This is a genomic window from Desulfoluna sp. HI9BLuna, assembly GCF_056829775.1.
Genome location: NZ_CP186555.1, coordinates 4,316,292 through 4,340,564 on the forward strand (window position 1 = coordinate 4,316,292; position 24,273 = coordinate 4,340,564).

Annotated in this window: 18 protein-coding genes; 6 read left to right on the forward strand and 12 right to left on the reverse strand. The window is 61.2% G+C overall.

What is annotated here, in order from left to right; all coding sequences use genetic code 11:
* The 3 genes from ACOYW0_RS17520 to ACOYW0_RS17530 all read right to left on the reverse strand — a co-directional run bounded on the left by ACOYW0_RS17520 (position 1) and on the right by ACOYW0_RS17530 (position 3,118).
* Positions 1-1,188 (reverse strand): cation diffusion facilitator family transporter, encoded by a 1,188-nt coding sequence (locus ACOYW0_RS17520; protein ID WP_482415098.1) that lies wholly within the window; start codon positions 1,186-1,188, stop codon positions 1-3.
* A 173-nt stretch (positions 1,189-1,361) separates the two neighbouring features.
* Positions 1,362-2,567 (reverse strand): thiolase family protein, encoded by a 1,206-nt coding sequence (locus ACOYW0_RS17525; protein ID WP_482415099.1) that lies wholly within the window; start codon positions 2,565-2,567, stop codon positions 1,362-1,364.
* Positions 2,568-2,812: 245 nt separating this feature from the next.
* Positions 2,813-3,118: a hypothetical protein gene (locus tag ACOYW0_RS17530; protein ID WP_482415100.1), complete on the reverse strand. Its 306-nt coding sequence runs from the start codon at positions 3,116-3,118 to the stop codon at positions 2,813-2,815.
* Positions 3,119-3,488: 370 nt separating this feature from the next.
* On the opposite strand from ACOYW0_RS17530, the gene ACOYW0_RS17535 reads away from it, so the two are divergent.
* A complete protein-coding gene (locus ACOYW0_RS17535; protein ID WP_482415101.1) occupies positions 3,489-3,881 on the forward strand; it encodes a hypothetical protein in 393 nt (130 codons plus the stop codon).
* 301 nt (positions 3,882-4,182) lie between these two features.
* Positions 4,183-5,058, forward strand: coding sequence for a LuxR C-terminal-related transcriptional regulator (locus ACOYW0_RS17540; RefSeq protein WP_482415102.1), 876 nt, complete (start codon positions 4,183-4,185; stop codon positions 5,056-5,058).
* A 677-nt stretch (positions 5,059-5,735) separates the two neighbouring features.
* On the opposite strand, the gene ACOYW0_RS17545 is transcribed toward ACOYW0_RS17540, so the two are convergent.
* From ACOYW0_RS17545 to ACOYW0_RS17580, 8 genes are all read right to left on the reverse strand, one after another.
* Complete coding sequence (locus tag ACOYW0_RS17545; protein WP_482415103.1) at positions 5,736-6,497, reverse strand: endonuclease/exonuclease/phosphatase family protein; 762 nt, start codon at positions 6,495-6,497, stop codon at positions 5,736-5,738.
* A gap of 138 nt (positions 6,498-6,635) precedes the next feature.
* Positions 6,636-7,685 (reverse strand): DUF2860 family protein, encoded by a 1,050-nt coding sequence (locus tag ACOYW0_RS17550; protein WP_482415104.1) that lies wholly within the window; start codon positions 7,683-7,685, stop codon positions 6,636-6,638.
* A 57-nt stretch (positions 7,686-7,742) separates the two neighbouring features.
* Positions 7,743-10,880: an efflux RND transporter permease subunit gene (locus tag ACOYW0_RS17555; RefSeq protein WP_482415105.1), complete on the reverse strand. Its 3,138-nt coding sequence runs from the start codon at positions 10,878-10,880 to the stop codon at positions 7,743-7,745.
* 139 nt (positions 10,881-11,019) lie between these two features.
* Positions 11,020-12,264 carry an efflux RND transporter periplasmic adaptor subunit gene (locus tag ACOYW0_RS17560; protein ID WP_482415106.1) on the reverse strand — a complete coding sequence of 415 codons (1,245 nt, stop codon included), beginning with the start codon at positions 12,262-12,264 and terminating at the stop codon, positions 11,020-11,022.
* A complete protein-coding gene (locus tag ACOYW0_RS17565) occupies positions 12,261-13,733 on the reverse strand; it encodes an efflux transporter outer membrane subunit (protein WP_482415107.1) in 1,473 nt (490 codons plus the stop codon). The genes ACOYW0_RS17560 and ACOYW0_RS17565 overlap by 4 nt, the downstream gene beginning before the upstream one ends.
* A 24-nt stretch (positions 13,734-13,757) precedes the next feature.
* Entirely contained in the window at positions 13,758-14,312 is a 555-nt protein-coding gene (locus ACOYW0_RS17570; RefSeq protein WP_482415108.1) for an RNA polymerase sigma factor, read from the reverse strand.
* A gap of 21 nt (positions 14,313-14,333) precedes the next feature.
* Positions 14,334-14,825, reverse strand: a complete 492-nt coding sequence (locus tag ACOYW0_RS17575; RefSeq protein ID WP_482415109.1) for a hypothetical protein — start codon at positions 14,823-14,825, stop codon at positions 14,334-14,336.
* Complete coding sequence (locus ACOYW0_RS17580; RefSeq protein ID WP_482415110.1) at positions 14,822-15,256, reverse strand: anti-sigma factor family protein; 435 nt, start codon at positions 15,254-15,256, stop codon at positions 14,822-14,824. The genes ACOYW0_RS17575 and ACOYW0_RS17580 overlap by 4 nt, the downstream gene beginning before the upstream one ends.
* A gap of 306 nt (positions 15,257-15,562) precedes the next feature.
* On the opposite strand from ACOYW0_RS17580, the gene ACOYW0_RS17585 reads away from it, so the two are divergent.
* Positions 15,563-16,174 (forward strand): DUF3786 domain-containing protein, encoded by a 612-nt coding sequence (locus ACOYW0_RS17585; RefSeq protein WP_482415111.1) that lies wholly within the window; start codon positions 15,563-15,565, stop codon positions 16,172-16,174.
* Between the two features lie 21 nt (positions 16,175-16,195).
* Here ACOYW0_RS17585 and ACOYW0_RS17590 read toward each other — a convergent pair whose 3' ends face one another.
* Positions 16,196-17,200, reverse strand: a complete 1,005-nt coding sequence (locus tag ACOYW0_RS17590) for a methyltransferase (protein WP_482415112.1) — start codon at positions 17,198-17,200, stop codon at positions 16,196-16,198.
* 275 nt (positions 17,201-17,475) lie between these two features.
* Here ACOYW0_RS17590 and ACOYW0_RS17595 point away from each other — a divergent pair, with 275 nt between their 5' ends.
* From ACOYW0_RS17595 to ACOYW0_RS17605, 3 genes are all read left to right on the forward strand, one after another.
* On the forward strand, positions 17,476-19,818 hold the full coding sequence (locus tag ACOYW0_RS17595) for a TolC family protein (protein ID WP_482415113.1): 2,343 nt from the start codon (positions 17,476-17,478) through the stop codon (positions 19,816-19,818).
* 77 nt (positions 19,819-19,895) lie between these two features.
* Entirely contained in the window at positions 19,896-20,993 is a 1,098-nt protein-coding gene (locus ACOYW0_RS17600; RefSeq protein ID WP_482415114.1) for an efflux RND transporter periplasmic adaptor subunit, read from the forward strand.
* 51 nt (positions 20,994-21,044) lie between these two features.
* The gene (locus tag ACOYW0_RS17605; protein WP_482415115.1) at positions 21,045-24,098 is read left to right on the forward strand and encodes an efflux RND transporter permease subunit; all 3,054 of its coding nucleotides are present in this window, start codon (positions 21,045-21,047) and stop codon (positions 24,096-24,098) included.
* Positions 24,099-24,273 lie beyond the last annotated feature (175 nt).

A 24,273-nucleotide genomic window follows, 5' to 3' on the forward strand; every position in this document is an offset into this window, starting at 1 on the left:
TTAGGGGTTGTAGCTGAACATGGGGGTGATTTTAATGAGGAGATCGAGGCCCGGGAACCGGGCTTGAATTTTTTCCTGGGTCTCCCTGAGGACCTCGCGCTGATCCCCAGGGCGGTCGCTGTTGTTGAGGGTGATGTTGAACAAAATGGTGCCGCGGTCCAGGGTGGTCCCCACGATGCGCAGATCGTGGAAGGTGAGGACCCGTTCGTCTTCGGCCACCACCTTTTGGATTTCGGTGAGCACGGTGTTGTAGTGGGGGTGGTCCCGGTTGATGGGGTCCATGTGGACCACCACCATGCCGCCTGTGATGCGGCCCACGGCTTTTTCCACATCCTCTGCGATCTCATGGATGGCAAGGGCCGAGAGGTGGTGGGAGACCTCGATGTGCAGGGATACGATGCGGTTTTCTCCGTAGTTGTGGACGACGATGTCGTGGACCCCCAGTACATCGGTGACGCTGCGGCAGGCCCCTTCGATTTCATCCAGAAAGGCCTGGGAGGGGGCTTCGCCGATGAGGGGGTTCACCGCTTCCCGGGCAATGCCCCAGGCCGAGGCGAAGATGACCAGAGAGACCCCGATACCCATGATACCGTCCACCTTGGCATAGCCAAGGTGGGAGGCGCCCAGGGCCACCACCACCAGCAGGGTGGAGAAGGCGTCGCTTCGGTGGTGCAGGGCGTCGGCCTTGAGGGTGGCCGAATCGATGAGGTCCCCCAGGGCAAAGGAAAAGCGGGCCATGAGTTCTTTGAACAGGGCGGTTCCTGCGACGATGGCGATGGCTCCGTAGCTCGCCTTGGCCACGGTGGGGTTCAGGGTGGCGGTGATGCTGTGTTTGAGGAGTTCAAACCCGGCCACAAACAGGAGAATGGCGATGATGAGGGTGGCCACCGGCTCGATGCGGCCGTGGCCGAAGGGGTGCTCGCTGTCCGAGGGCTTCCGGGACATGGTAAACCCCACTATGACAACGGCCGATGTGGCGGAGTCCGAGAGGGTGTGGATGGCGTCGGCGATGAGGGCCGCGCTTCCCACGGAGAGGCCGATGACCAGCTTGACTGCGAACAGGAGGGCGTTTCCCACGATGCTTACCCACCCTTCCAGAACCCCGTAGCGTGACCGGACATCCGGGTCGGTGGTGCGGGTGTGATCAGAAATAAAAAAGGACGCAAACCAAAGGGCAAAGGTTTTCACAGGCGGCTCCAGAAATGCATGGGCAAGGGGGTGTTGATGATGTGGCCCCGGCAGCCCCTGGGGAAGGCGGCTGCCGGGGATATCATGTGGGGTCGCCGGGCCCTGTGGCGCGGTGAAGGCGGGGGTGAGCGGCGAGCCCTTTCATGTATGCTTTCTGAATCCGTTATACGGCCTTACACTTCCCTTGTCCAGAGGGAGGCGATGGCAGGGCCCGTTCCCACGCACAGGGAGGCCCCGCCCACGGTGAGGTCCAGGCGTTCCATCTCGTAGTAGAGGCTCACCAGAATCCGAAGGGCGGTACAGCCCACGGGGTGGCCCAGGGCGATGCCCGAGCCGTTGTGGTTGGTTTTGTCCATGGAGAGGGCCATGCCGTGGTCTTCCCGGAGCATGCGGCCCACGCCGAGGAACTGGGCGGCAAAGGCCTCGTTGATCTCCCAGTACTCCACGTCCTCAAAGCCCATGTCCGTGCCGGACAACACCTTGGGGATGGCCACGGCGGGCCCTAAGCCCATGAGTTTGGGGTCCACGCCCGCACAGGCGGTGTTGATGAGCTTCATCAGGGGGCGGATGCCGAGCTCTTTGGCCTTGGCCTCGCTCATGAAGATGGCGGCGGCGGCGCCGTCGTTGATGCCCGAGGCGTTGGCCGCGGTGACCACGCCCCCTTTCTTGAAGGCGGGCTTCAGTCTGGCCAGGCTCTCCGGGGTGCTGCCGGCGATGGGATGCTCGTCGGTATCGAAGACCGTGGTCCCCCTTCGCGTGACGATCTCATAGGGGACGATCTCCCGCTTGAAATGGCCGGCGGCAATGGCGTCCAGGGCACGGGTGTGGCTCATGAGGGCCAGCTCGTCGCACTCCTCCCGGGTGATCCCGTATTTTTCCGCCACGTTTTCGGCGGTGGTGCCCATGTGGCCCCCGGCCAGTTCGTCCACCAGCCCGTCGAAGAGCATGGAGTCCTCAATGGAACCGGGGCCCATGCGATACCCGGACCGGGCCTTGGGAAGCATGTACGGGGCGCCTGTCATGCTCTCGGCGCCCACGGCCATGACGATGTCGTTCTTGCCGAGCATGATGCTGTGGGCGGCAATCTCCACGGCGCGCATCCCCGAGCCGCAGTTCTGGTTAATGGAGACGGCGCTGCTGGCATCGGAGAACCCGATGCGCTTGGAGACCTGCCGGGCGGGCAGGGAACCCTGCAGGCCGGGAAGGCACTGGGCAAGGACCAGTTCGTCGATGGTTTCCACGTCGATGCCTGCGCGGGCGACGGCTTCCTTGCCCACATGCACGGCAAGATCCCGTGCCGAGACGTTTTTCAGGGCTCCCTGGAATTTGCCGATGGCGGTTCGGCAGGCACTGACCATCACAACATTCTGCGTTTTCACATCTTCCTCCTGTGACATGTTGATACGTTTATGTGGTGTGAATAGGTGGTTTTCTGTCGACGCGAGTATCAATATAAAGCACGAATCTCTTGATTGATGAACAGTGTTAATATAACAAACGATAGTAAATAGCTAAAAAAGAGGAAGATGTATAGAAAAAATACAGTGGGCGGGCACAGGACATCCTGTGGACCTCACCGTGGGGGAGGCGTTATTTGGTGTGACGGGTGCCGTAAAGGGGGCTTTTACCCATGGGCGTGGGGGGCTTGAGCGGAGAAATCCGCGGCAGCGTCCCCTTTCATCAGCCGCCCGTTGCGGAACCACAGGGCAATGTCGGTGGTGACCATGAGGGCGTTGACGGCGTAGAGGACGATGACGGCATCAAAGCTGTAGAGAAGCTTGTGGGTGATGCCTGCTGCATAGCCCACGAGGACAATGCAGAGAAACTGAAGGCTTTTTCCGGAGTTGTTCCGCGAGGTCCAGGACTTCCAGATGGAGGCGGGCCAGGCAAAACCGAAGCAGACCAGCATGGCGATTTCAAATACACTCATAAAGCTACCTACATATATACCAAAAAAAGTCAGGCGCATGGTGCCCGTAAGTGCCGGTGGCGGGAACTCTACCGATAGGGTCCCGTGCGGTCCTTAACAAAAGAGGGCTATACCACCATCTCCGGCAAATGAAAAGCCGGGGACAGCGCTTTTTCGGGGTGAGTTCACCCTGCGGGAATAATTGACATAACGGGATCTTTTCGTGATAATGGGGAGTAATTCAGATGGCCTCCTGCACTTTATCCCGGCCCCTTTCTTCTCTTCAGCGTTTTTCAGGGAACCCATGATGTGATCCATCTGCGGCCAGCGCCTATTCAGGCGCCCCGCTCATGTAGGCTTATAGACCCCCAACAACCTAAGGAGACAGATCATGACCCGACGAGTGAATGTGCTTTTCCTGGTACTGCCGATTCTGGCCATTTTTTCTACGTCCCCCGCCTTGGCCGAGATAATGCTGGTCAAGGGGAAGATCATGGGGGCAAGCTGCGTGGTGAATGAAACCGTTTGTCCCACAGACATCAAGGACCCCCGTGTCTCCATGGAGCGGGACTTCGTGTTGGTTGCCGAAGACGGCAGCACCTATTTTCTCTCCAACATGAGGCGCGGGGCCAAGCAGGTTCTGGTGAGCCAGGATGTGGAGGTGCTGGGCAAGGTCAGGGGCAATACGATGTTTGTCCATAACGTGGACAAGATGCTGATGGGCGGGATGGTGAGCGTCTGGAACTGGGATCTTCGTGTGAGGAATCTCAGGCACCCCAGGTAGGGATGCTGCCCGTGATGAACTGGCATTGACAAACCCGCGTCGGCAAAGGGCCGATGCGGGTTTTTGTTGTGGGAGGCTTTTCGTGCGGGGTCATGAAGCGCCTTGGGGCAACACCTTGCGTGTCACAGGTATGGTGTGTTTTGTCGGCACGTCCTGCTTGACAGCCCGCAGGGCCTTGCCTACATAAGGGCGGACGGGCCGGGGTGCCTCAAGCCCGGTTGTTTACGGAACGTGTTCTGAACCGATACTCCCCTGACGCCCTGGACGGCTGCGGGCAAGGGGACCATGCAAGGCAGGGACCATGAATGAACTCGATGCGCTCCGAAGGGAGAACGCGCGCCTGAAACAGCAGCTTGAAGAGAGCTGTCAACTCATCAAGGGGTTGCCCGATTTGATGTTTACCCTGTCCCGGGATGGGGTGTTCACGGATTACGCCGCCATGGGACTTCCCCTGTACCGGTCACCCGAGGGATTCATGGGGAAGAGTGTCTTTGATGTGCTCCCCGGGGAGCTGGCCCGGCAGATCACCGCCGCCTGCGAAACAGCCATCCGGACCGGGGAGCGCCAGACCCTGGAGTATTCCCTGGAGCTGGAGGGGGAAGAGCGGTACTACGAAGCCCGCATGATGCGTTGTTGCCGGGGGGAGGGGGTGGTGGCCTTTGTCCGGGACGTCACCCGCGTGGCCCTTGTGGAAGAGGCCCTTCGTAACAGGGAACAGGAGCTGCAGCGCAAAAGCGCTGGCCTTGAAGAGATGAACACCGCCCTGGAGGTGCTCCTGAAAAAGCGCAGCGGGGACAAACAAGCCCTGGAAGAGGAGATCCTGTTCACCATCCGCGAGATGATCCATCCGTGGATCGAGAAACTCAAAGCCACCCGGCTGGGGCCACGCCAGGTGGCCTATCTGGAGGTGGTGGAAAACAACCTCAGTACCATTGCCCGGCCCCTGGTGCGGACGGCTCCCTCATATCAGCTCCAGCTGACCCCGTCGGAGATTGAGATCACCAACCTGATCCGGGAAGGCAAGACAAACAAAGAAATTGCCGATATCCTCTCCCTGTCCGTGAAGACCATCGAAACCCACCGAAAAAATATCCGCCGGAAGTTGGGGCTTACCCACTCGAAAACAAACCTGAGGGCTCTTCTTTCGACCTCTCTGCCGTCGGCTTCCGTGGAATAACCGTCGGTCACTTTTGGGTATGCTCCGGGTCTGGCGGGGGCAGGGCCGTGGGATGGGAAAACCCTTACAATTTCAGGGGACCCCGGGTTTCAAGGGGTTTCGAGGTTGTGGGTATGTATCATACCCATTAAATACCTCATCAACGAGGGTTGATTTTGTCAGGCAGTCTGTATAAATCACATTTGAAAAAGGGGGCACATTGCTGTTGATTTACTCCCCGGCTGAGATGTCTCAGGGGACGCAATGCTTACCGGATTGCCTGATCGCTGTTGTGCTGAACTGATTTTTTTGGTTGTGCGGCATGGGGCTGAGCAGAGAATGGATGTGACCAAATAGATAACCGGTCGATCCGGTGGCCGTCTTGGGGGAGGATCTGTAACGGATTCGGAGCCGACCTCGCAGGGTGTTGGACGCTGAGCTGAGCGGAATGGATAGACGCGATGTCCTGCAACTCCCTCCCCCGAAATAAAAAATAAAAAACGGGAAAGTTTTGAAGACGGGGGGAGAGTCCTGCCTTGTCCATCCTGCCTAACTGAGTCGTATAGAGGTCATGGCCATGAGCCATGAACGGATCATATCAGCTCTTCCTCTTTCTTCCCGTTTTTCTGATTAAAAAACCGCCGATTTCGGCGGTTTTTTTGTTTTTGGCAGTTCGTATTCAGTTGCCTTCTGCCGGATCAGGTAAACCGGCACACCACGGGGTAGTGATCCGAAGGGTAGATCCCTTCAAAGGGGTGCTTGATCACCTCTGCATCCACCACCTTCAATCCTCCCTTGTACAGAATCCAGTCAATATGTTTTCCCAGGTCGTTTCCGGTGAAGCCGTGGAAGGTGGAGGAGTGCTCGCCTGCAAAGCTGTCTTTGAACCCTCCGGACTGAAAGGCCTCATGGGCGGGGCTTTCGGGCGGGGCGTTGAAGTCGCCGGTGATGACCATGGGAACATCTCCGGGAAAATCTTTCAGGAACCCCAGGATCAGGTCCGCGCTCTGTTTCTGGACCCCCTCGTCAAAATCGAAGTGGGTGGTGACGCAGACCACGCGTTCGTCGTCCCGTTCAAACTCTCCGATGACGCACTGGCGGGGCCACTGGCTTCCCTCTAACTGGCTCTCTTCATGGGGCGTGTGGCTCAGGAAACAGTGGGTGTGTCTCAGGCAGGTCCACTCTTTCTGGTAAAAAATCAGGTTGTTCTGCCAGGTAGTGGGCGACGGGTTCCTCACCCCTACAAACCGGTAGTCCTTCAGGAGCTGGGCGAGGTACCGGGTCTGGAAGTTGTTCGCTTCCTGCATGCCGATGAAATCGGGGCGCGTGGCGGTAAACAGAGGGCCGTAGGCCCTGCGCCGATGCTCCCAGGAGTTTTCTCCGTCGTCGGCGAGGCCGAAACGGAGGTTGATGCTCATCACAGAGAAGGATCGGTTCATGGGATCGTATGCATAAGTCATGGCACCTGCCTGATCAGGGGTTAGGGCGAAGGGAAACAGCCGGGCCGGGTATACAATCCATTATCTTAAAGCAGGAATGCAGGCCCTGTCAAAATGGATTTTTCCCGGCCCGTCAGGGGCAACCCCGTTGCATCATGTCTAAAATCGATAGCTGACGCCCATGCCGCCCATCACGGCATCTCCCTCGTAAAAGTCGATGTTGGAGTCTGTACGGGCGTATCTCATGAGCAGGGAGAAGGCCAGGTTCTCCACGGGCAGGGGCACTTCAAGGCCCAGAGAGGCGCTGTAAGAGGTGTCTTCCCGTTTTTTGTCAAAGACCGGGTGGGTTCCGTCGTAGTTCGCCTGGTGGAAAGAGACGGTGGAAAATGCCTTGCAGGCGGGGAACCGCAAGATCGCAGAAAGTTTTCCCCCGAACTGGTCGAACTGATGGGCCTTTCCGTCGGCCTCGTTGCGGAGGGCGTCTGCGGTGGCGCCCAGGATCAGGGCTCTGGTGACAGGAAGGGTCAGCCCCGCTTCGATGAAGTGGGCCTCACTGGAGCGCCTGAGGCTTGAGAGCTCCTCGTCGCTTAAGGGGTCTCCCCCTTCGGTGATGAAGGACTGGCCCGACTCCTCTTCATCGATGTCGTTGACGGCAAAGGCATAGCTTACAAAGAAGGGGGTCCCCAGGATGGAATCCGCCTTGATCTGGACACCCTGGGAGGTCCGGTCGGTCTCTGTCCTGTCCGCCCCCGTGAGGAAGGGGTCTTTCCACACCTCGTCGTCAATGAGGGGAAGCTCGGGAATCCAGGCGAGGCTTAAGGCCGTGCCGTTGTCCAGGCGGTGCCGGGCGCCCACTTCAAGGAAGTAGGTCCCCTTGACAATATTGGAGGTGGGGGTGCCGGCGAAAAGCTCTGTTTTGAGGTTGTCAAAGGTGTAGTTGAGGTGCCACAGGACGATGGGAATCGCCTCCGTCTCCGAGGAGGCCGACTGGTCCAGGCTGTCGATGCGCTCGTTGTCGTCTCCGACGTCGTTGAGGGCTTTGGTGGCGTGGATCACTCCGGGCATGAGGGTGATGTCGCCCTGAAAGCCGGGGGTGGGTGTCTTCATGGGATTCCCTCCCCAGGCAGCGGGGACCGTCAGGGCCAGGAGAAGGCAGGTCAGGGGGAGGTGTCGCAGCAACGTAAAAAGGTGAGTTTTCCGAGTGAGCATGTCTGGTCATTCCTCTGGTCTGGTGGTGTTGTGGAAAAACGGGCCTGTGTCGGTCTCTTACAACCTCGGCATTTCTTCGCCGGTGGTGTCTGTTGATGCTTTGCCACGGCTCACAAGTGCTTTGATGTCCTCCAGGATCATGTAGAGGCTGGGGACGAGAAGCAGGGTGATGAGGGTGGCAAAGACGATTCCGAACCCCAGGGATATGGCCATGGGGATGAGGAACCGTGCCTGTCTGGACGTTTCGAAGATCATGGGTGCCAGGCCGCCGAAGGTGGTGACGGTGGTGAGGAGGATGGGCCGGAACCTCTGGATGCCCGCCGCCTTCACCGCATCGACCACGGCCATCCCTTCTTGGCGTTTTCGGTTGGAAAAGTCAATGAAGACCAGGGAATCGTTGACCACCACCCCTGCCAGGGCCACGATGCCGAAGAGGCTCATGACCGAAAGGGAGTAGCCCATGAGCAGGTGCCCCATCACCGCTCCGATGATGCCGAAGGGAATGCAGATCATGATGATCAGGGGCTGGGCGTAGCTCCTGAAGGGCACGGCCAGAAGGGCGTAGATGAGAATCAGCGACATGAGCAGGCCCTGGATCAGGCTCTCGACGCTCTCTTTAAGGTCGGCCTGTTTGCCCTGGAAGACGTAGGTGAGGCCGGGGGTGGCGGCCACAAGGTCGGCCAGGCCGCCGTCTTCCAGGGCACTGGCCACCTGTCCGGCCTCGGCCTCGGGGATGATGTTGGCGGTGACATCGGTGATGCGTTTCTGGTTCCGTCTGTAAATGGTGGTGTAGGCCCGTCCCCTGCTCATGTCCACGGCTTCGTTCAAGGGCACTTCCATGCCTTCGGGGGAACGCAGGGTCAGGCTGAAGAGGTCCCCTTCGGTTTTGCGCTCCTCCCCTTTGAGGCGCACCATCACCTTGACCTCGTCCCGGCCTCGCTGGAGCCTCAGGGCTTCAACACCGTAATAGGCGTTTCGCACCTGCCGCGAGATCTCTTCGGCGGAGAACCCCATGCGCTCACCTTCCGGGCGCATGATCAGGTCGAACTGCATCTTGCCGGAGGAGGAGCCGTCGTCGATGTCCCGGGCGTTGGAGAACAGGGCCAGCTCTTCGGCCAGCTCACGGCTGGCCCGTTCCAGGGTGTCGGTGTCCCGGTGTCGCAGCTCGATGGTCAGTCCCTTGCCGGAGCCCGGTCCTCCCCGGTTTGCCTCGAAGAGGCCCGACTCCACACCCGGAAGGGTCCCCACGCGTTCGCGCCAGGCCCGGGTCACCTCGGTGGTACTCATGGGGCGGACTTCTGGTGGGGTCAGGAGGATCCGGATGCGGATCTCCTCTTCGTCGATGCGGGTGAGGATCCCCCGGGAGAGAGCCTCCCCGCCGTTGTCCGCCACCACCTCCTTGGCCGCGGAAACGGCAAGACCTGCGATGCGGTCCACCTCGGCGGCCGGGGTGCCGTAGGGCAGGGAGAGGTTGGCGTAGGCGTAGTCGGACTCGATGCGGGGAAAGAGCTCCATGCCCATGCGGCCGGACAGGGCCCAGGAGCCGGTGACGGCAAGGATGAAAACCCCCGTGGCCAGGGTGACGTAGCGATGCCGGAGGCACAGGGAGAGCAGGGGCCCGTAACGGCGGTCCACAAAGCGGGTGAAGGCGCTGCTGAATCGGCTCTGGGCATCGGACAGGGGCTTGAGGAAACCTCCGAAGCCTTCCCTGCGGCTGTGGCCCAGGTGGGCCGGCAGGATAAAGAGGCTCTCCACCAGGGAGATGGCAAAGACGATCATCACCACGATGGGGATGCTCTTGAAAATCTTGCCCAGAAATCCCGGCACAAAGTAGATGGGCATGAAGGCCACCATGTTGGTGAGCACGCTGAAGACCACGGGTTTGGCAATCTCCCGGGCCCCTTCCACGGCCGCCGGGAGCAGGCCCATGCCCTGCTGGCGTTTGTGGTAGATGTTCTCCCCCACCACGATGGCGTCGTCCACCACAATGCCCAGGGTGACGATGAAGGCGAACATGGTGACGATATTGATGGTAAAATCCGAAAAGGGCAGCACGAGAAAGGCCCCCAGAAACGAGATGGGGATGCCCAGGGAGACCCAGAAAGCGAGCCGGATCTCAAGGAAGACGGCCAGGATGATGAAGACCAGGGCCAGGCCGATGAAGGCATTTTTGATGAGCAGCTCCCCGCGCTGCTTGAAGATCTCGGAGAGGTCCCGCACCATGGCCGCGGAGATCCCCTCGGGCAGGGTCTGCCTGAACTGCTCCAGGGTTGCTTTGGCTGCTTCGGCCACATCGATGGGGGTCTGTTCCCCCACCCGGTAGACCTCCACCATGACGGCCGGAGAGCCGTTGAAGGTGGCGTATCGGGTGGTCTCGGCGAACCCGTCCCGCACGGTGGCCACATCCCCTATGGTGATGCGGGAACCGTCGGCAAGGGTGATGAGGGGCAGGGAGGCATAGGCCTCGTTGGTGTAGCGTTTCTCCTTCATGCGGACCAGGAGTTCGCCCCCGTCGGTTTTCAGGCTGCCGCCCGGCAGGTCCACGGAGGCGTCGCGGATGCGACGGGCCACTTCGGCCAGGGTGAGGCCGTAGCGACGCAGGTCGGCTTCGGAAATCTCCACCTGGATCTCCCGGTCGCGGATGTCTTCAAGGCTCACCTGGGTGATGGCCGGGGACTCCAGGAGCCGGGCGCGGAACTCTTCGGCCCGTTCTTTGAGCACCGAGTCCTTCTGGTCCCCGTAGACGGCAAAGGAGATCACCTCCCGGTGGCGGGCCGCAATGGCGATTTTGGGATTCTCCGCGTCCACGGGAAGGGAGGTGATGGCATCCACCTCCCGTTCGATGTCCCGGTAAAGCTGCTGGATGTCGGCCCCTTCCAGGGCCTCCACAGAGATGGTGGCACCCCCTTCGGATGAGACGGCGGTAACCTCGGCCGCTCCGTCGATACCCTGGACCGCCTCTTCCACGGCCAGGGAGACCCCGCGTTCCACCTCCTCGGGGCTGGCGCCGGGATAGGGGACGCTGATGTTGACAAAGTCCAGGTCAAACTCGGGGAAGACCTCCTGCTTGATGGAAGCCCCCACAATGAGGCCGCCCACAAGCAGGACCACCATGAGAAGGTTCGAGGCAACGGCGTTGCCCGCCATCCAGGCGATGGGGCCGCGGCCCGGGTCTCTGTTGGGATCGTGTGTCATGAAAAAAACCTGCGTATCGTTGGGGGTGGTTGGACAATGAAAACAGACGAAAAGCCATCACGTCTCTCCGGCGGCAAGGTGGGCACCTTGAACGCTGGTTCCTGCCATGGCCCAGTGCATGCATTGAAACGTTTCGTGTTTAGCTGTTTGCCGGACTTTTCAGTTGCTTGGCCCCCGGCTGGGCCGCGGGCGTCTTTTTTTCTCCGGTGCGGATCTTCATGCCGTCGGCAGGGGACGAGAGGTCCGAGAGGATGACGCGTTCCCCCGGGGCCAGGCCCCTGTCCGTGAAGACCGTGGAGCCTTCCCGCCAGGCGATGCGGACCGTGCGGATGCGCAGGGTGTCCCCTTCGGCCACCCAGACCTCGTTTCCGTCCCGGAGGGCCCGGTCGGGCAGGGCGATGATACCGCGAAGGGGCGTGCCCTCCAGCTCCGCGGTGACGTAGCTGTTGAGCAGCAGTGGCGGGGCACCCGTGGCAGCGGCCTGTTCCATGGGATCGGCCACCTCAATGAGTACGCGGGCCATGCGGCTGGTGTCGTTCAAATCGCCCAGGACCTGCAGTAGCTGTCCCTGAAATGCCCCGCCGCTGCGGGGCAGGATGCGTGCCCGGCTTGCCTGGTCGCCGTTGTCCTTTTGGATGCGCAGCCAGGCCAGGTTTGAGACGGGCAGGGTCGCCTCCACCCACCAGACCGCATCCGAGGCCAGGGTGGCAACGGTTTGCCCCTCCGTGACCAGGGTGCCCATGGAGGCGCTGCGGGAGAGCACGATGCCATCAAAGGGCGCCTTGATCTCGCTTCGGGCCAGGTCCAGAAGGGCCTTGTCCAGGTCAGCCTCGGCCAGGGCCAGGTTTGCTTCGGCAATCTTAAGCTGGGGAAGCCGCAGGGCCAGGGATTGGTCTTTTACCCGGTGTCCCATGGTGGTCTCCATGAGGGCCAGCTCTTTTCGGGCCACTTCCTGGCTTCCCTGCTCCAGGGAGAGGTCTGCCCGGGCCTGCTGGAGCTTTGCCCCGGCCAGGGCCAGGGAGATGTCCAGGTCGGCCTTGTCAAGCTTGACCAGGGTGTCCCCTTTTTTGAATCGTCCCCCGGGCACGAGGGCGGGGGCGAGCCACTCCACCTGGCCGCTGACACGGGCCTTGAGGTCTATCTGGGAGGAGGCGCGCACCGTTCCCATGGCCGTGACGGTCACCGGGTGGTCGCTGAGCCGGGTCTCTTCCCAGCGCACCAGAGGGGGCAGGGAGGTGCGGGGGCGTTTTTCGGCCTTGGGCCTGGTCTCCATGAGATGGCTTGCAAAGAGAAAGGCTGCTGCCAGGATGAAAAGGGGCAGGCCCACACGCACAAGGAGAGGGGACAACGGGGCCTTTGGGTTCGGTTGAGGGGTGCGGATCATGATTCGGTGGGAACTCCCTTGGTCTGTTCGTTGGTACCTTCGGCGGTGGCGGTGTCACGGGCTGGTTCGGGGGCAAGGACTTGGGGCCAGCTGCCGCCCAGGGCCCGGTGCAGGGCGACGCGTTCTTTGACAAGGCGGGCTTTTTCCTGGACCAGTTTTCTCTGAAGCTCCTGGAGGTCCTTAAGCTCGTCGAGGAGGTTGACGTAGTCGGAGACCCCCTGGGTGTACTGGGTCTCTGCTTCAAGCAGGGTGATCCGGGCGGTTTCCACCTCCCGGGTGAGGGCTGCCACGGTCTCTTTTTGTCGCACCTCGCCCACGAGGCTGTTTTCCACCTCGGACAGGGCGGTGAGCACGGTGCGGCGGTAGGTGGCCAGGCGCTCTTCTGCCTGGGCCTGGGCCCTTTCTACCTCGGCTTTGCGTTTGCCCGCATCGAAGATGGGGCCGGTGAGGTTGGCGGCGAGGTTGGCCAGCCAGTTGTCAAAGAGGGTGTCCACCCCGTCCGAGGTGTATCGGGCCCTGCCCGTGATGGAGAGGGCGGGAAGGCGGTCTGCCCTGGCCGCTGAGATCTCCCACTCCTCGGCCTTGAGCCTGAGGCCCGCGGCCCGGACATCGGGCCGCATGGCCAGAAGGTCCGCCGGGATCCCGGTGGGCGGAAGGGGGCCCAGGTCGGGCAGGGAGGTGGTACGGACAGCGGGTGCCGCCCCGGGCGGTTTGCCCAGGAGCAGGGCCAGGCTGTTTTCAAGGCGGCTCTCCTGGAGCCTGAGGGAAGGCAGCTCCGAGAGCTGGCGCTCAATCACCTTTTTTTGCCTCAACACATCCACGGCAGAGACCAGGGAATTTTCAAACCGCCACGTCAGGGCGGTGAGCAGGGTCTTGTTGAGATCCATCTGTTCTTCCACCAGGGCGATTTCGTTTCGGATGGCCACCAGCGCCAGCCAGGTTTCCGCCACCTCTCCGGTGAGGGTGACCGCCGCGGTCTCCACGTCGGCACGGCTGGCCAGGAGGCGCTGGCGTTCGGACTCTTCCAGGGACTTGAGGCGGCCCCAGAGGTCCACCTCGTAGGAGGCGGCAAGGCCCAGGGAGACGGTATCTGTGCTCTCCTCGGTGGTGTCGTCTCCTCCGCGCCATGTTGTTTCGGCCCCGGCTTCTCCGGAAAGGGTCGGGTAAAGGGCCGCCCCTTTGGCCTTGTGCTGGGCCGCACTCTGCTTCAGGCGGGCCCAGGCCTCCTGGAGAGTGAGGCTGTCTGAAAGGGCGTCGTCCATGAGCCCGTTGAGCTCCTCATTGTCAAAGGAGAGCCACCAGCGGCTCCCTTCCGAAGAGGAGTCCTGGGGGTAGAGGGTATAGCGCTCCGGAAGGGGAAGGGGAGCCGGGCCCGTTTGCTGGGGCGCAAAGGGGGTGCAGGCTGCAACGGTCAAGAGAAGGGCGGCCAGCCAGGCCTTGAAAGGCAGATGTCGAAACAAAAGGGGCATGCGGATCCTTAAAAAAGAAAAAAATTAAGCGGCCGAGGCCTGCAGTCGTTTGCGAAGGCTACGCCGGGCCCTCACGAGGAGGGATTCCACGGCGGAGAGGGAGAGGCCCATGACCTCTGAGATTTCCGCGTAGCTGAGCTCCTGGGTGTGGCGCAGCACCATGGCCATGCGCTGGTTTTCCGGGAGGTTGTCCAGGGCACGGGAGAGGGAGTGCTGCCCCTCTTTGCGGCTCAGGGTGTCGAAGGCCGAAGGCCCGGGGTCCATGTCCACGGTGCCGTTGAGGGGCTCGGGGCGCTTTTTTCGGGCCGCGTCGATGAGCAGGTTGCGGCAGACCTTATACAGATAAGCTTTCACGCTGCCCGAGGTGTCGAAGCGGTGCCGGTTTCTGAACAGGCGCAAAAAGGTCTCCTGGACGGCATCTTCGGCCTCCTCCCGTACCTTGCAGAACCGCAGGGCAAAGCTGTAGAGACCGGGCTGATGGCGTTCCACCAGCTCGCGAAAGGCCCGCTCCTTTTCAAGGGCAAGGGCCCTCATCAGGTCGGCATCGTCCAGTGCTTTCCACGGTGTTCCAAGGTTCATGGTACGGGGTGTCCAAAGACTTTAGTGAGCCGTCTTTTTCCAGGCGGCCATTCTCTCCCGGTGCGGGCGAATCAGTTCAGCAGCGTTGGCGTACATCATGGCCATTTTGTCCGGCGGCAACAGGCGGCGCATGCTTAAAGAATACTCAAAATCAAGGGCGGAGATGTCGGCTTCGATGCGCTCTTCTTCCGCGTGGAACGTCTTTAAATCCGCCCGGGAAAGGGCGGGGTTTTTTTCAAGCCGGGCCAGGGTCTCGAGTTTGTGGTCGAGTTTTTTCACGATGAGCCTGGTGCGCTTTTCCATGAAGGTCTCGAGCAGGTCCGTGGCTTGTCGAAGGGTCGCTTCGGGAAGGTCGAGGCCTTTCAGCAGCTCCAGGTGACGCGAGTACGCCCGGAACGGGTGCTTTGCCTCCCCGTGCTCCGAAGAGGGGCTCCACACAAAGGCCGCAACGAGAAATCCGGCGTTGAGGCAGAGGGAGAAGGCCAGGAGAAGGAGAATAATTCGTCGGTTCATAGGACATCCCCGTTGTCGCTGATCAGGTAGCCGAGGAAGGGGTCCTCCTGGGCCAGGGGTTGGGCCGCCTCATACGCGGGACGGTCAAGGCCCCGGATGGTAAGGGACGCATACCCAAGGAGCCCTCCGGCCATGAGCCCCACGGCCACGGCCGCCCAGCCGACGCGGCCGAAAAGAGCACCGATGAGGTTGAAGGTGACGGGGCGGCTTGCCTCCTCACGGCGTCGGGCAAGAAGGATCCGGGTTACCATCTTCCTGTCTGGCGGGAGGGAGGGCAGGCCCTTGAGGTCGTCAAAAAGAAGGGCCAGCTCATCAACTTCCCGGCGGCAGCGCAGGCACTGGGAGAGATGGGCCTCGACAGCTTTTTCACCCTGCCTGTCAAGGGCGTTGTCCACATAGGCGTGGAGGGTTTCGTCTAAAGGGTGTTCCATAGCGGTCACCTCGGGCTTTGGCCTGGTTCAGCGGATTGAGGTCAATGTATTGCAGGCTGCTGGCGTCGCAAGGGGGCGTGGCCCTGAACAGTGGCCGGCGGCATGCGGTTCTTGGTCGTTTTTCAAGCTACCATGGTTATACATACAACGAACGCCCCTCCAAAATCCTGCGCTTTTTCATGTGCCCTCTTTTTGAACCAGGAAAAAAGTGACTTGTGCACGCCAGGGAGGGGCCTGTATGGTGGAGGTGATTTTCTTCGCGGAGGAAAACGTCCGTGGGCACCCACAGCGATGAGAGGAGGCGAAATGAGCGATTCCTTGACGGTGTTTGAGAAGACCTACGGCTGGTACCTGAAGCAGCTTGCGGCGTGTGATTACCTGAGCCGGGCAGAGCGCCTGGGTGCCTCGGTGCACGACAATTCCCTGGTGTTTTCCTTCCTCAACGATTCCATGTCGGTCTCGCGCATCGGGGTCGTCGGGCCCGGGGGCAAGGCCCCGGGGTTTTCCGAAAGCATCGTCCTGATGAACTACATCCTCCGCTGTCCGGAGGCGCTTCCCGTCCGCGGTGACTGGATCACCTACCGGGAGGTCGATGGCTCCGGCCCCTTGGCTGTCTATTTCTCCGACAATGCCTTAAAACCCATTCAACACCGATTCGCCGGGCACCTGCCCGGGCTGAGGGAGGCGTGCGCCCTGCTCGGCGGCAGGGAGGACGCCGGGGCAGAAAGCTACGACCTGGCCGCCACCTTTTCCCTTCTTCCCCGCATCCCCCTGGGCCTGCGTTTCAATGATGCCGACGAAGAGTTCCCAGCCTCATGCACCCTCTTGTTTGCCTCGGATGTGTCGGCCTGGCTCGATGCCGAGTCCCTGGCCATTCTGGCGGTGCTTTTTGCCCAGAAACTTGTGACCGGGGACTGATGTCCGGCGATTTGCGGGCGGTCAGGCCTTGATGCCTTCGATGACGGCGGTGCCCTTGGGGCTTCCGTAGTCGATGCGGCGGATGGCGGTGAGCCCGCTTTGTTCCATCATCGATCCCAGCTCCGAATAGCTGTAGGCCCTTCCGTGGTCGGTGACGGCCAGCATGTTGAGGCTGAACAGAGCCGGGAAGAGCGGGCTGTCCTTGGTGTCTTCCAGAATGAATTCATGGATGAGGAGCTTGCCGCCGGGGTGGAGGGCGGAAGAGGCCTTGGCAATGACGGAGAGGGCCTGGCCTTCGCTTTCACCGTGAAGGATATGGGAGAGCCAGGCCGCGTCGAAGCGGTCGGCGTCGCCAAAGGTGTGACGGATGAAATCAAAGGGGACAAACCCCACGCGGTCTCCCATGAGGTGCTTGTCGATGATGCTCACGGCAAAGGGTTCGGTGCCTTCCAGGTCGTACACCCAGGCCCTGAGCTGGGGGTTCTTTTTGCAGAACTGGATGGCGTAGGTGCCGGGGCCTCCCCCCAGATCAAGAAGGGTGGCGCAGTCGGAGAGGTCCACGGCGTCGGCAACAGCCGGAGCCGAAAGGGAGGCGTTGTTGTACATCCCCAGCAGAAAACTCTCCTGCTCTTCATCGCTGCGGTTTGTCTCCTCGTGACGGACCGGGCCACCGGTGAGGGCCGCCTCGTCCAGCCGTTCCCAGGAGGCCACCAGGTGGTGGTGGTGCATGAGGATGTGGCCCATGTAGTCCGGGGATTCCCGGGTAAGGTATTTCAGGGCAAAGGGTGGGTTGGTGAAGGTCTCCCCGGCCTTGGCAAGGAGCCCCATGGCGGACAGGGCGTTGAGAAGGATCCCAAGCCCCCGGGGGTCGCCGTGGATCCGATCCGCGATTTGCCGGGCCGAAAGGGTCTCCCCTCCGATGAGGGTGAAGATACCGAGTTTGACCCCGGTGTGGATGGTGCAACTCTGCCAGTACGCGCCTGAGGCTTCCATGAGTGAGGCCGGATTCCATTGTTCTTCGGACATGATGTCTCCTCCCGGTTGACATTGCGGTGTGAAACGGGCATATGACGGTGTCATTTTATCTTTAATGCGCCGGATTGTCGAGGTTCGCCTGCGCCTTACGGGTCAGGGGACGTTGCCTCAAGAGGTGAGTTGAGATAGGATGACCATCGTTTAAGTAACCTGATCATGCATAACAATAGTGAGAACCCTTGCGAATTGGCCGGGGACAATGGTTATCCTGCGACGCGGTTGATAACTGATCGGAATGTCTTTTGATAAGTTAAGGAGTCCATAACGTGAAACAGAGATTTTTCATCGTGGTGCTGCTTCTGGTATGCGGTTTGGCTCAGCCCGCCTGGGCCACCTCGCCCCGCCACCTCACCCTGGGACTCATCGCCGACGATACGAGCGGCGACATGGCCCGGTTTCTGGAGCTCGTTCACCAGGAAATGGACCTGCTGGCCGGTGCCCGGTACACCTACACCCTGGGGGAGGGCAAGGGCGGGACCATTGACTGGAGTGCCGATAAGGCGCGCGCGCTTTATCGGGAGCTGGTGGCCGACCCCGAGGTGGACCTCATTGTCTCCATCGGGGTGGTGAGTTCCTCGGTGGTTGCCGACTCCGGTCCCTACACCAAGCCCGTGATTGCCGTGGGCATCATGGATTCGGTGCTCCAGGGGGTCCGGGACGGGGACGAAGACCGATCCGGCATCGCAAACCTTACCTATGTCCATTTCAACCACTCCATCACCGAGGACCTGCTCCTGTTTCGCCGTCTGACCTCCTTTGAGGAAGTGGGCATCGTCTTTGATCCGTCGGTGGTCGATGTGATCCAAAAAAAAGAGGCGGAGCTGGACAAGGCCCTGAAGCCCGAGTCCGGGTACCGCATTGTGGCGTCCAACAAGGGGGTCAACGAGGTGCTGGCCGAACTCAGCGGGGTGGATGCCGTGTACGTGGGGTACATGGGGGCCCAGGAAGAGGTGGGGCGCCCCGCCCTGGTCCAGGCCTTGAAAGAGATGAAGATCCCCACCTTCGGTGCCACCCTTCGGGATGTGCGCCAGGGGGTCCTGGCCTCTGCCTCCCCGGAGGGGACCTACAACCGGGTGGCCAGGCGGGTGGCCCTGAACATCGACGGGTGGGTCGGGGGCGACAGGCTGGCCAATCTTCCCGTGAACATGGACTTTGAGGTGGCCCTGACCATCAACATGGAGACGGCGCGGGCCATTGGCTTTTCTCCCTCCTTTGAGATGCTCTCCGGGGCCGAGCTCATGGGAGACCTTCAGGAAGGCGGTGCCTTTTACACCTTGCCGGAAGCGGTGAACAGCGCCCTTATCGCCAACCCGGACCTGCGCATCAACACCTTTGATGTCCGTCAGGCCAAAGAGGCTGTTCGCCTGGCCGGCACCTCCTTTCTTCCCGACGTGAAGCTGGTGGGCTCCCAGACCTACATCGATGAGGATGTGGCCGCAACCTCCAACAACACCCAGGCCGAGCGCACCACCTCGGGCAGCGCCGTGGTGGAGCAGCTGATTTATTCCGACGAAGCCATCGGCAACATCTCCAGTCAGAAGGACCTGCTGGCCGCCGAACAGGACAGCAGGCATGCCCTGGTCCTGGATACGGTGTTCGACACCACCGTGGCCTTCACCGATCTTCTCAAGGCGCGCACCGAAGAGAAGGTCCAGATGGACAACCTGGCCCTTATCCGGAAAAACCTTGTCATCGCCAAGCAGCGCGAAGAGGCCGGGTACGCAGGCTCCGGTGACGTGTTCAGCTGGGAGAGCCGCCTGGCAACGGCCAGGGCCTCGTTGTTCACGGCGCGGTCCAATGTCAATGTGGCGTCACGGAACCTGAACCTTATCATGGGGGTTCCCATCAACCAGAAGACCCGGGCCCTGGATGCCGGCCTGGATAATTTTATGGCCGGAAGCTATCTGGTGAGAAGTGTCGAAGGGCGGCTGAACAACACCGAGGGGTTTGAAATGTACCTGGAGTTTCTGGTGGCGGAGGCCATCGAGAATGCCCCGGAGCTGTCGGCCCTTTCCAGTAACATTTCTGCGGTGCAGACCCGTGCGGGGGTGCTGTCCAGAAAGAACTGGGTCCCCACGGTGAGCGCGGCAGGCACCTGGGTCCGGGATATGGATCGCGGGGGCGCCGGGTCCGATGACACCCTTTTTTACCATGAAGAACGATGGGACGCCTCGGTCCAGCTCACCTGGACCCTGTTTTCCGGGGGGGAGAACCGTGTGGAGCTTGCCAGGGAGCGCCTGACACTGGCCCAGCTGGAAGAGAAGAGGCGAAAGGCCGAAAAAGAGATCGAACTTGCCGTGCGGGTGGCCCTTCTGGACACCATCACACGCTATGTGAACCGGGAACAGGCCGTGAGGTCGGCTGAGTACGCCAAAAAAAGCCTGGACCTCATCGCCGACTCCTACGCCAAGGGGAAGGCCTCCCTCACCGACCTGGTGGAGGCCCAGAACTCGTCGTTGACGGCGGATCTTGAGGCCACCAACGCCATTTACGAGCAGGTGAGGGCGCTTTTGAAGCTTGAGCGCACCGTGGGCAAAATGACCCTGGTCTCCGATCCTGCGGAGACGGAAGCCTTTGCCGGGCGAATTCGGGCCTTGTTCGATCAGTGATCAGGCATTGCGTATCAACACAGAATATATCATCAGGACCTGCAGCCAGAGAGGCTGTGAGCATGGGAGATGACCTTATGGGATGGAAAAAGAAGGCCGTATGTGGTGTGGCTGCGGGGCTTTTGGTCGCGATGACCGGCTGCGGCGGCGATAAGCAGCAGGAACCCGAAGTGATCCGGGCGGTGAAGTACCGTGAGGTGGCGCCGATTCCCACCCACCTGGAGCGGCGGTTTTCCGGCATCACCAAGGCCGGGGACGTGGTGCGCATGAGCTTTCGTACCGGGGGCAAGATAGAGACCCTGCAGGCCGGGGTGGGGGACCGGGTCAAACGGGGGCAGGTTGTGGCCACCCTGGACAACAGGGATGCCAGGCTCAACTTGGAAAAGGCCCTGGTGGACCTGGAAAAATCCCGCATCCAGAGCGACAACGCCAAATCCAACCTTCAGCGGACAAAGGCCCTGTACGAGAACAACAACGTCCCGGTCAGTGAGTACGAAAAGGCCCGGGACACCTACGCCAACGCGTCGGCAGCCTACGATGTGGACGTGCGTGCGGTCCGGCTCCAGAAACGGGAGCTGACCTACTACACCCTGGCCTCCCCCATGGACGGCATCATCACCGCCCGGGAGGTGGAAGCCAATGAGAACGTCTCCTCCGGCCAGGTGGTGGCCGTGGTCCAGGCCGGTGACTCCATCGAGGTGGAGGCGGGGATCCCCGAGCTCTGGATTGCCCAGATCAGCCAGGGCCAGACCGCGGACATCGTCTATCCCGCCATGCCGGACAAAAGGTTCGGCGGCCGGGTCACGGAGGTGGCCTTTGAGTCGGACCCCGAGACCCACACCTACCCCGTGACCCTGGTCATGGAAGGGCCCCGGGCGGATATCCGGCCCGGCATGCCGGCTTCCGTGGTTTTCCGGTTCGGGCGGGAAGGGGCGGTCTCTGCCCTGATGGTTCCGGTCCACGCCGTGGCCAAGGACTACGCGGGACACTACGTCTACACCGTTGAAAAGACCGGGGAAGGGGAAGGCGTGGTGACCAAGCAACAGGTCACCGTGGGACGGATGATGTCCCACGGGTTCGAGATCTTAAGCGGCCTTGAGGGCGGCGAGAAGGTGGTGACAACGGGCGTTTCGTTTCTCACCGACGGCAAAAAAGTGAAGCTGCTTTCCGACTAACCCCTTGGCCCGCCCCTCCCCCTACTGGGCGCGGGCAGCAGGATATGGACCATGATTACAAGATTTGCCATTAAAAACAGCGTGCTGGTGTATACCGTTCTGGGGCTGCTTTTCCTGTCCGGGGTTACGATTTTTAAGAGCCTTCCCCGGGATGATATGCCTCCGTTCCTCATTCGCACAATCAACGTGGTCACCACCTACCCCGGGGCCTCCCCCGAGCGGGTGGTGAACCTTATCAGCGACCGCATCGAAAAGGCCGTGCAGGAAGTCCCCGAGGTGGATTACATCACCAGCGAGTCCCGCACCGGCATCTCCATCATCAACATCAACCTCCTGGAGTCCACCACGGACCTGCAGCCGATTTTTGACCGCATCCGGCGCAAGGTGGAGGCCGTGGAGCCGGAGCTTCCCGACGGGTCCCACGTGCGGGTGGACGACGAGCTGGGGGACGTGTTCGGGATCATCCTGGGGATCATTGCCGACGGCTACACCCCGGCGGAACTCAGCGACCTGGCAGACGACGTGCGCGATGAGCTGATCAAGCTCCCGGCCTCGGCCAAGGTGGAGATCCAGGGGGCCCAGGAGGAGCGGATCTACGTCTCCTTTTCCAATGAACGGCTCGCCGCGGTGGGGCTCTCCAAGAACACGCTCCAGGAGATCATCTCGGCCACCAACATCGTGGTTCCCGGAGGGGACATCCTGGCCGACGGGCGGCGCATCATCCTGGAGCCCACCGGCAACTTTCAGTCCCTGGAGGACCTCTCCGAAATCGTGGTGGCGTCAAGCGGCGGGCGTGTCCTGAAGCTTGGGGACATCGCGGATATCACCCGGGGGTACACCGACCCCAGGGAGAGCATCGTCAAGATCAACGGCCGGGAAGGCCTGGCCATCGGCGTGAACCTCATGAAAGGGGGCAATATCCTCTCTTTGGGCAGCCAGGTGGACGCCAAGGTGGCCGAGCTGCTTGCGGAGCTCCCTTACGGGGTGGAGATTTTCCGGGTGGCCTCCCAGGACACGGTGGTGGCAAAGTCCGTGAACGATTTCACCAGCAACCTGGTGCAGGCCGTGGTCATCGTCCTGCTGACCATGCTGGCCTTCCTGGGTCTGCGAACCGGTCTGGTGGTGGCATCCCTTATTCCGGCCACCATGGTGACGACCCTTCTTCTCATGAGTTTTGCTGGGGTGGGGCTCAACAAGGTCTCCCTGGCCTCCCTCATCATTGCCCTGGGCATGCTGGTGGACAACGCCATTGTCATGAGCGAATCTATCATGGTGAAGATGGAAGGGGGGGACTCCCCGGTGGACGCGGCCGTGGATTCGGCCAAGGAACTTACCGTGCCCCTGTTGACCTCCTCGCTGACCACGTCTGCGGCCTTCATGGCCTTCTGGCTGGCCGAGTCGGTGATGGGGGAGATCATGGGGCAGATCTTTGTGGTGCTCACCATTGCCCTGATCTGCTCCTGGCTGCTCACCCTCTCCATGGTGGCCTTGCTGTGCATCAAGGCCATCCGGGTCTCAACCGAAGGGGAGAAGGAGAGCCTCTTCACCCGGTTTGCCGGGCGCTACCGAACAGCCTTAGAGCTCTCCCTCAGGCGCCCCTGGGTGACCATCGGGGGCATCGTGGGTATTTTCGTGGTCTGCATGTGGCTGTTCCGATTCATCCCCTTTGTCTTTATGCCCCCCAGCGATCGGCCTCTGGTGACGGTGAACGTGGAACTTCCCATGGGCACGGACATCGAGAGGACCCAGCAGGTCGTGCAGGGCGTCAACGACTTCATTCAGGAGAAGATGGCACCGGACGGCAACGAGGGGGAGGGGGTGGTGAGCTGGTCCACCTACACCGGGGAGGGCGCCCCGAAATACGACCTGGGATACGTGGCCCCGGAGGCCAGTCCCAACAACGCCCATATCCTCATCAACACCACCTCGGATGAGGCCAGCACCCCGGTGATCGAAGCCCTGGAGGCCTATTTCCTCGCCACCTGGCCGGATGCCAAATACAAGGTCTCGCGGCTGGTGAGCGGCGGCGGCTCGGCAGACCCCGTGGAAGTCCGTATCATCGGAAGGGAGGCCGAAACCCTCTACCGCATCGCCGAAACCGTGAAGGCGGAGTTGGCCAGGATCCCCGGGGCGACCAACATCTCCGACGACTGGGGCCTCCTCTCCAAAAAACTGGTGGTGAAGGTGGACCCCATCAAGTCCCAGATGGCGGGCCTGACCAACCAGGACATTGCCGTGGCCCTGGAAACGGAGCTCTCGGGCTCCAGCACCGGATCCTACCGGGAAGGGGAGGACGCCATTCCCATCATCATGCGGGAGAACCGTTCAGGGACCCTCTCCGTGGAGGAGATCGAGGGGCTCTCCATCACCTCCCGCAGCACCGGCAAGAGCATCCCCCTCACACAGGTGGCGGAGATCACCACCGAGTGGCAGTCCGGCAAGATCCTGAGACGGGATCTGAACGTCACCCAGACCATCACCTGCGACGTCAGGGGAGACACCACGGCAAGCTCCGTGTTCAAAGCCATTACCCCCTGGCTGGATGAGGCCTCCGCCGGGTGGCCCGCAGGCACCCACTACGAGCTGGGCGGCGACGCCGAAGGCAGCTCCGATGCCATGGGCGCTGTGGTGGAAAAGCTTCCCTGGTCCGGGGTGATCATCGTGTTGCTGCTGATCTGGCAGTTCAACTCCCTTAAAAAGCCCCTGATCATTTTGCTGACCATCCCCTTGGGGCTCATCGGGGTCATCATCGGCATGCTCATTACCGGCTCCTATTTCGGGTTCATGGCGTTTCTGGGGGTGATCTCCCTTGCGGGGATCGTCATCAATAATGCCATTGTGCTTTTGGATCGCATCCGTATTGAAGAAGAGGAGCTGAAGAAGGAACCGGCCCAGGCCATCGTGGATGCCGCCTGCCAGCGCTTCCGGCCTATCCTGCTTACCACGGCCACCACCTCCTTGGGCCTGCTGCCCCTGTGGCTGGGGGGCGGCATCATGTGGGAGCCCATGGCCATCTCAATCCTCTTTGGCCTGCTTTTCTCCACGGTGCTCACCCTGATTTTCGTACCGGTGATGTATTCCCGGTTTTACGGCGTGAAGATGTAAACGCAAGGGAGACAGGCTGCAATAAAAAAGGCCCGCCGGGATGGCGGGCCTTTTTTATTTGGGTGAGAGAAAGGAAGCGTTTGCCAAGCTATGGCTATAATCTGCCGGAGGATAGAAATCCTCCGACGGATTATCATGTGGAGTATCGGCATCCCCGATTCTTTGGACAGTTTGG

Excerpts from the sequence above, each read along its gene's own strand:
- ACOYW0_RS17530 (WP_482415100.1), bottom strand. The coding sequence starts at position 3,118 with ATGAGTGTATTTGAAATCGCCATGCTGGTCTGCTTCGGTTTTGCCTGG.
- ACOYW0_RS17535 (WP_482415101.1), top strand. The coding sequence starts at position 3,489 with ATGACCCGACGAGTGAATGTGCTTTTCCTGGTACTGCCGATTCTGGCC.
- ACOYW0_RS17540 (WP_482415102.1), top strand. The coding sequence starts at position 4,183 with ATGAATGAACTCGATGCGCTCCGAAGGGAGAACGCGCGCCTGAAACAG.
- ACOYW0_RS17545 (WP_482415103.1), bottom strand. The coding sequence starts at position 6,497 with ATGACTTATGCATACGATCCCATGAACCGATCCTTCTCTGTGATGAGC.
- ACOYW0_RS17550 (WP_482415104.1), bottom strand. The coding sequence starts at position 7,685 with ATGCTCACTCGGAAAACTCACCTTTTTACGTTGCTGCGACACCTCCCC.
- ACOYW0_RS17555 (WP_482415105.1), bottom strand. The coding sequence starts at position 10,880 with ATGACACACGATCCCAACAGAGACCCGGGCCGCGGCCCCATCGCCTGG.
- ACOYW0_RS17560 (WP_482415106.1), bottom strand. The coding sequence starts at position 12,264 with ATGATCCGCACCCCTCAACCGAACCCAAAGGCCCCGTTGTCCCCTCTC.
- ACOYW0_RS17565 (WP_482415107.1), bottom strand. The coding sequence starts at position 13,733 with ATGCCCCTTTTGTTTCGACATCTGCCTTTCAAGGCCTGGCTGGCCGCC.
- ACOYW0_RS17570 (WP_482415108.1), bottom strand. The coding sequence starts at position 14,312 with ATGAACCTTGGAACACCGTGGAAAGCACTGGACGATGCCGACCTGATG.
- ACOYW0_RS17575 (WP_482415109.1), bottom strand. The coding sequence starts at position 14,825 with ATGAACCGACGAATTATTCTCCTTCTCCTGGCCTTCTCCCTCTGCCTC.
- ACOYW0_RS17580 (WP_482415110.1), bottom strand. The coding sequence starts at position 15,256 with ATGGAACACCCTTTAGACGAAACCCTCCACGCCTATGTGGACAACGCC.
- ACOYW0_RS17585 (WP_482415111.1), top strand. The coding sequence starts at position 15,563 with ATGAGCGATTCCTTGACGGTGTTTGAGAAGACCTACGGCTGGTACCTG.
- ACOYW0_RS17590 (WP_482415112.1), bottom strand. The coding sequence starts at position 17,200 with ATGTCCGAAGAACAATGGAATCCGGCCTCACTCATGGAAGCCTCAGGC.
- ACOYW0_RS17600 (WP_482415114.1), top strand. The coding sequence starts at position 19,896 with ATGGGATGGAAAAAGAAGGCCGTATGTGGTGTGGCTGCGGGGCTTTTG.
- ACOYW0_RS17605 (WP_482415115.1), top strand. The coding sequence starts at position 21,045 with ATGATTACAAGATTTGCCATTAAAAACAGCGTGCTGGTGTATACCGTT.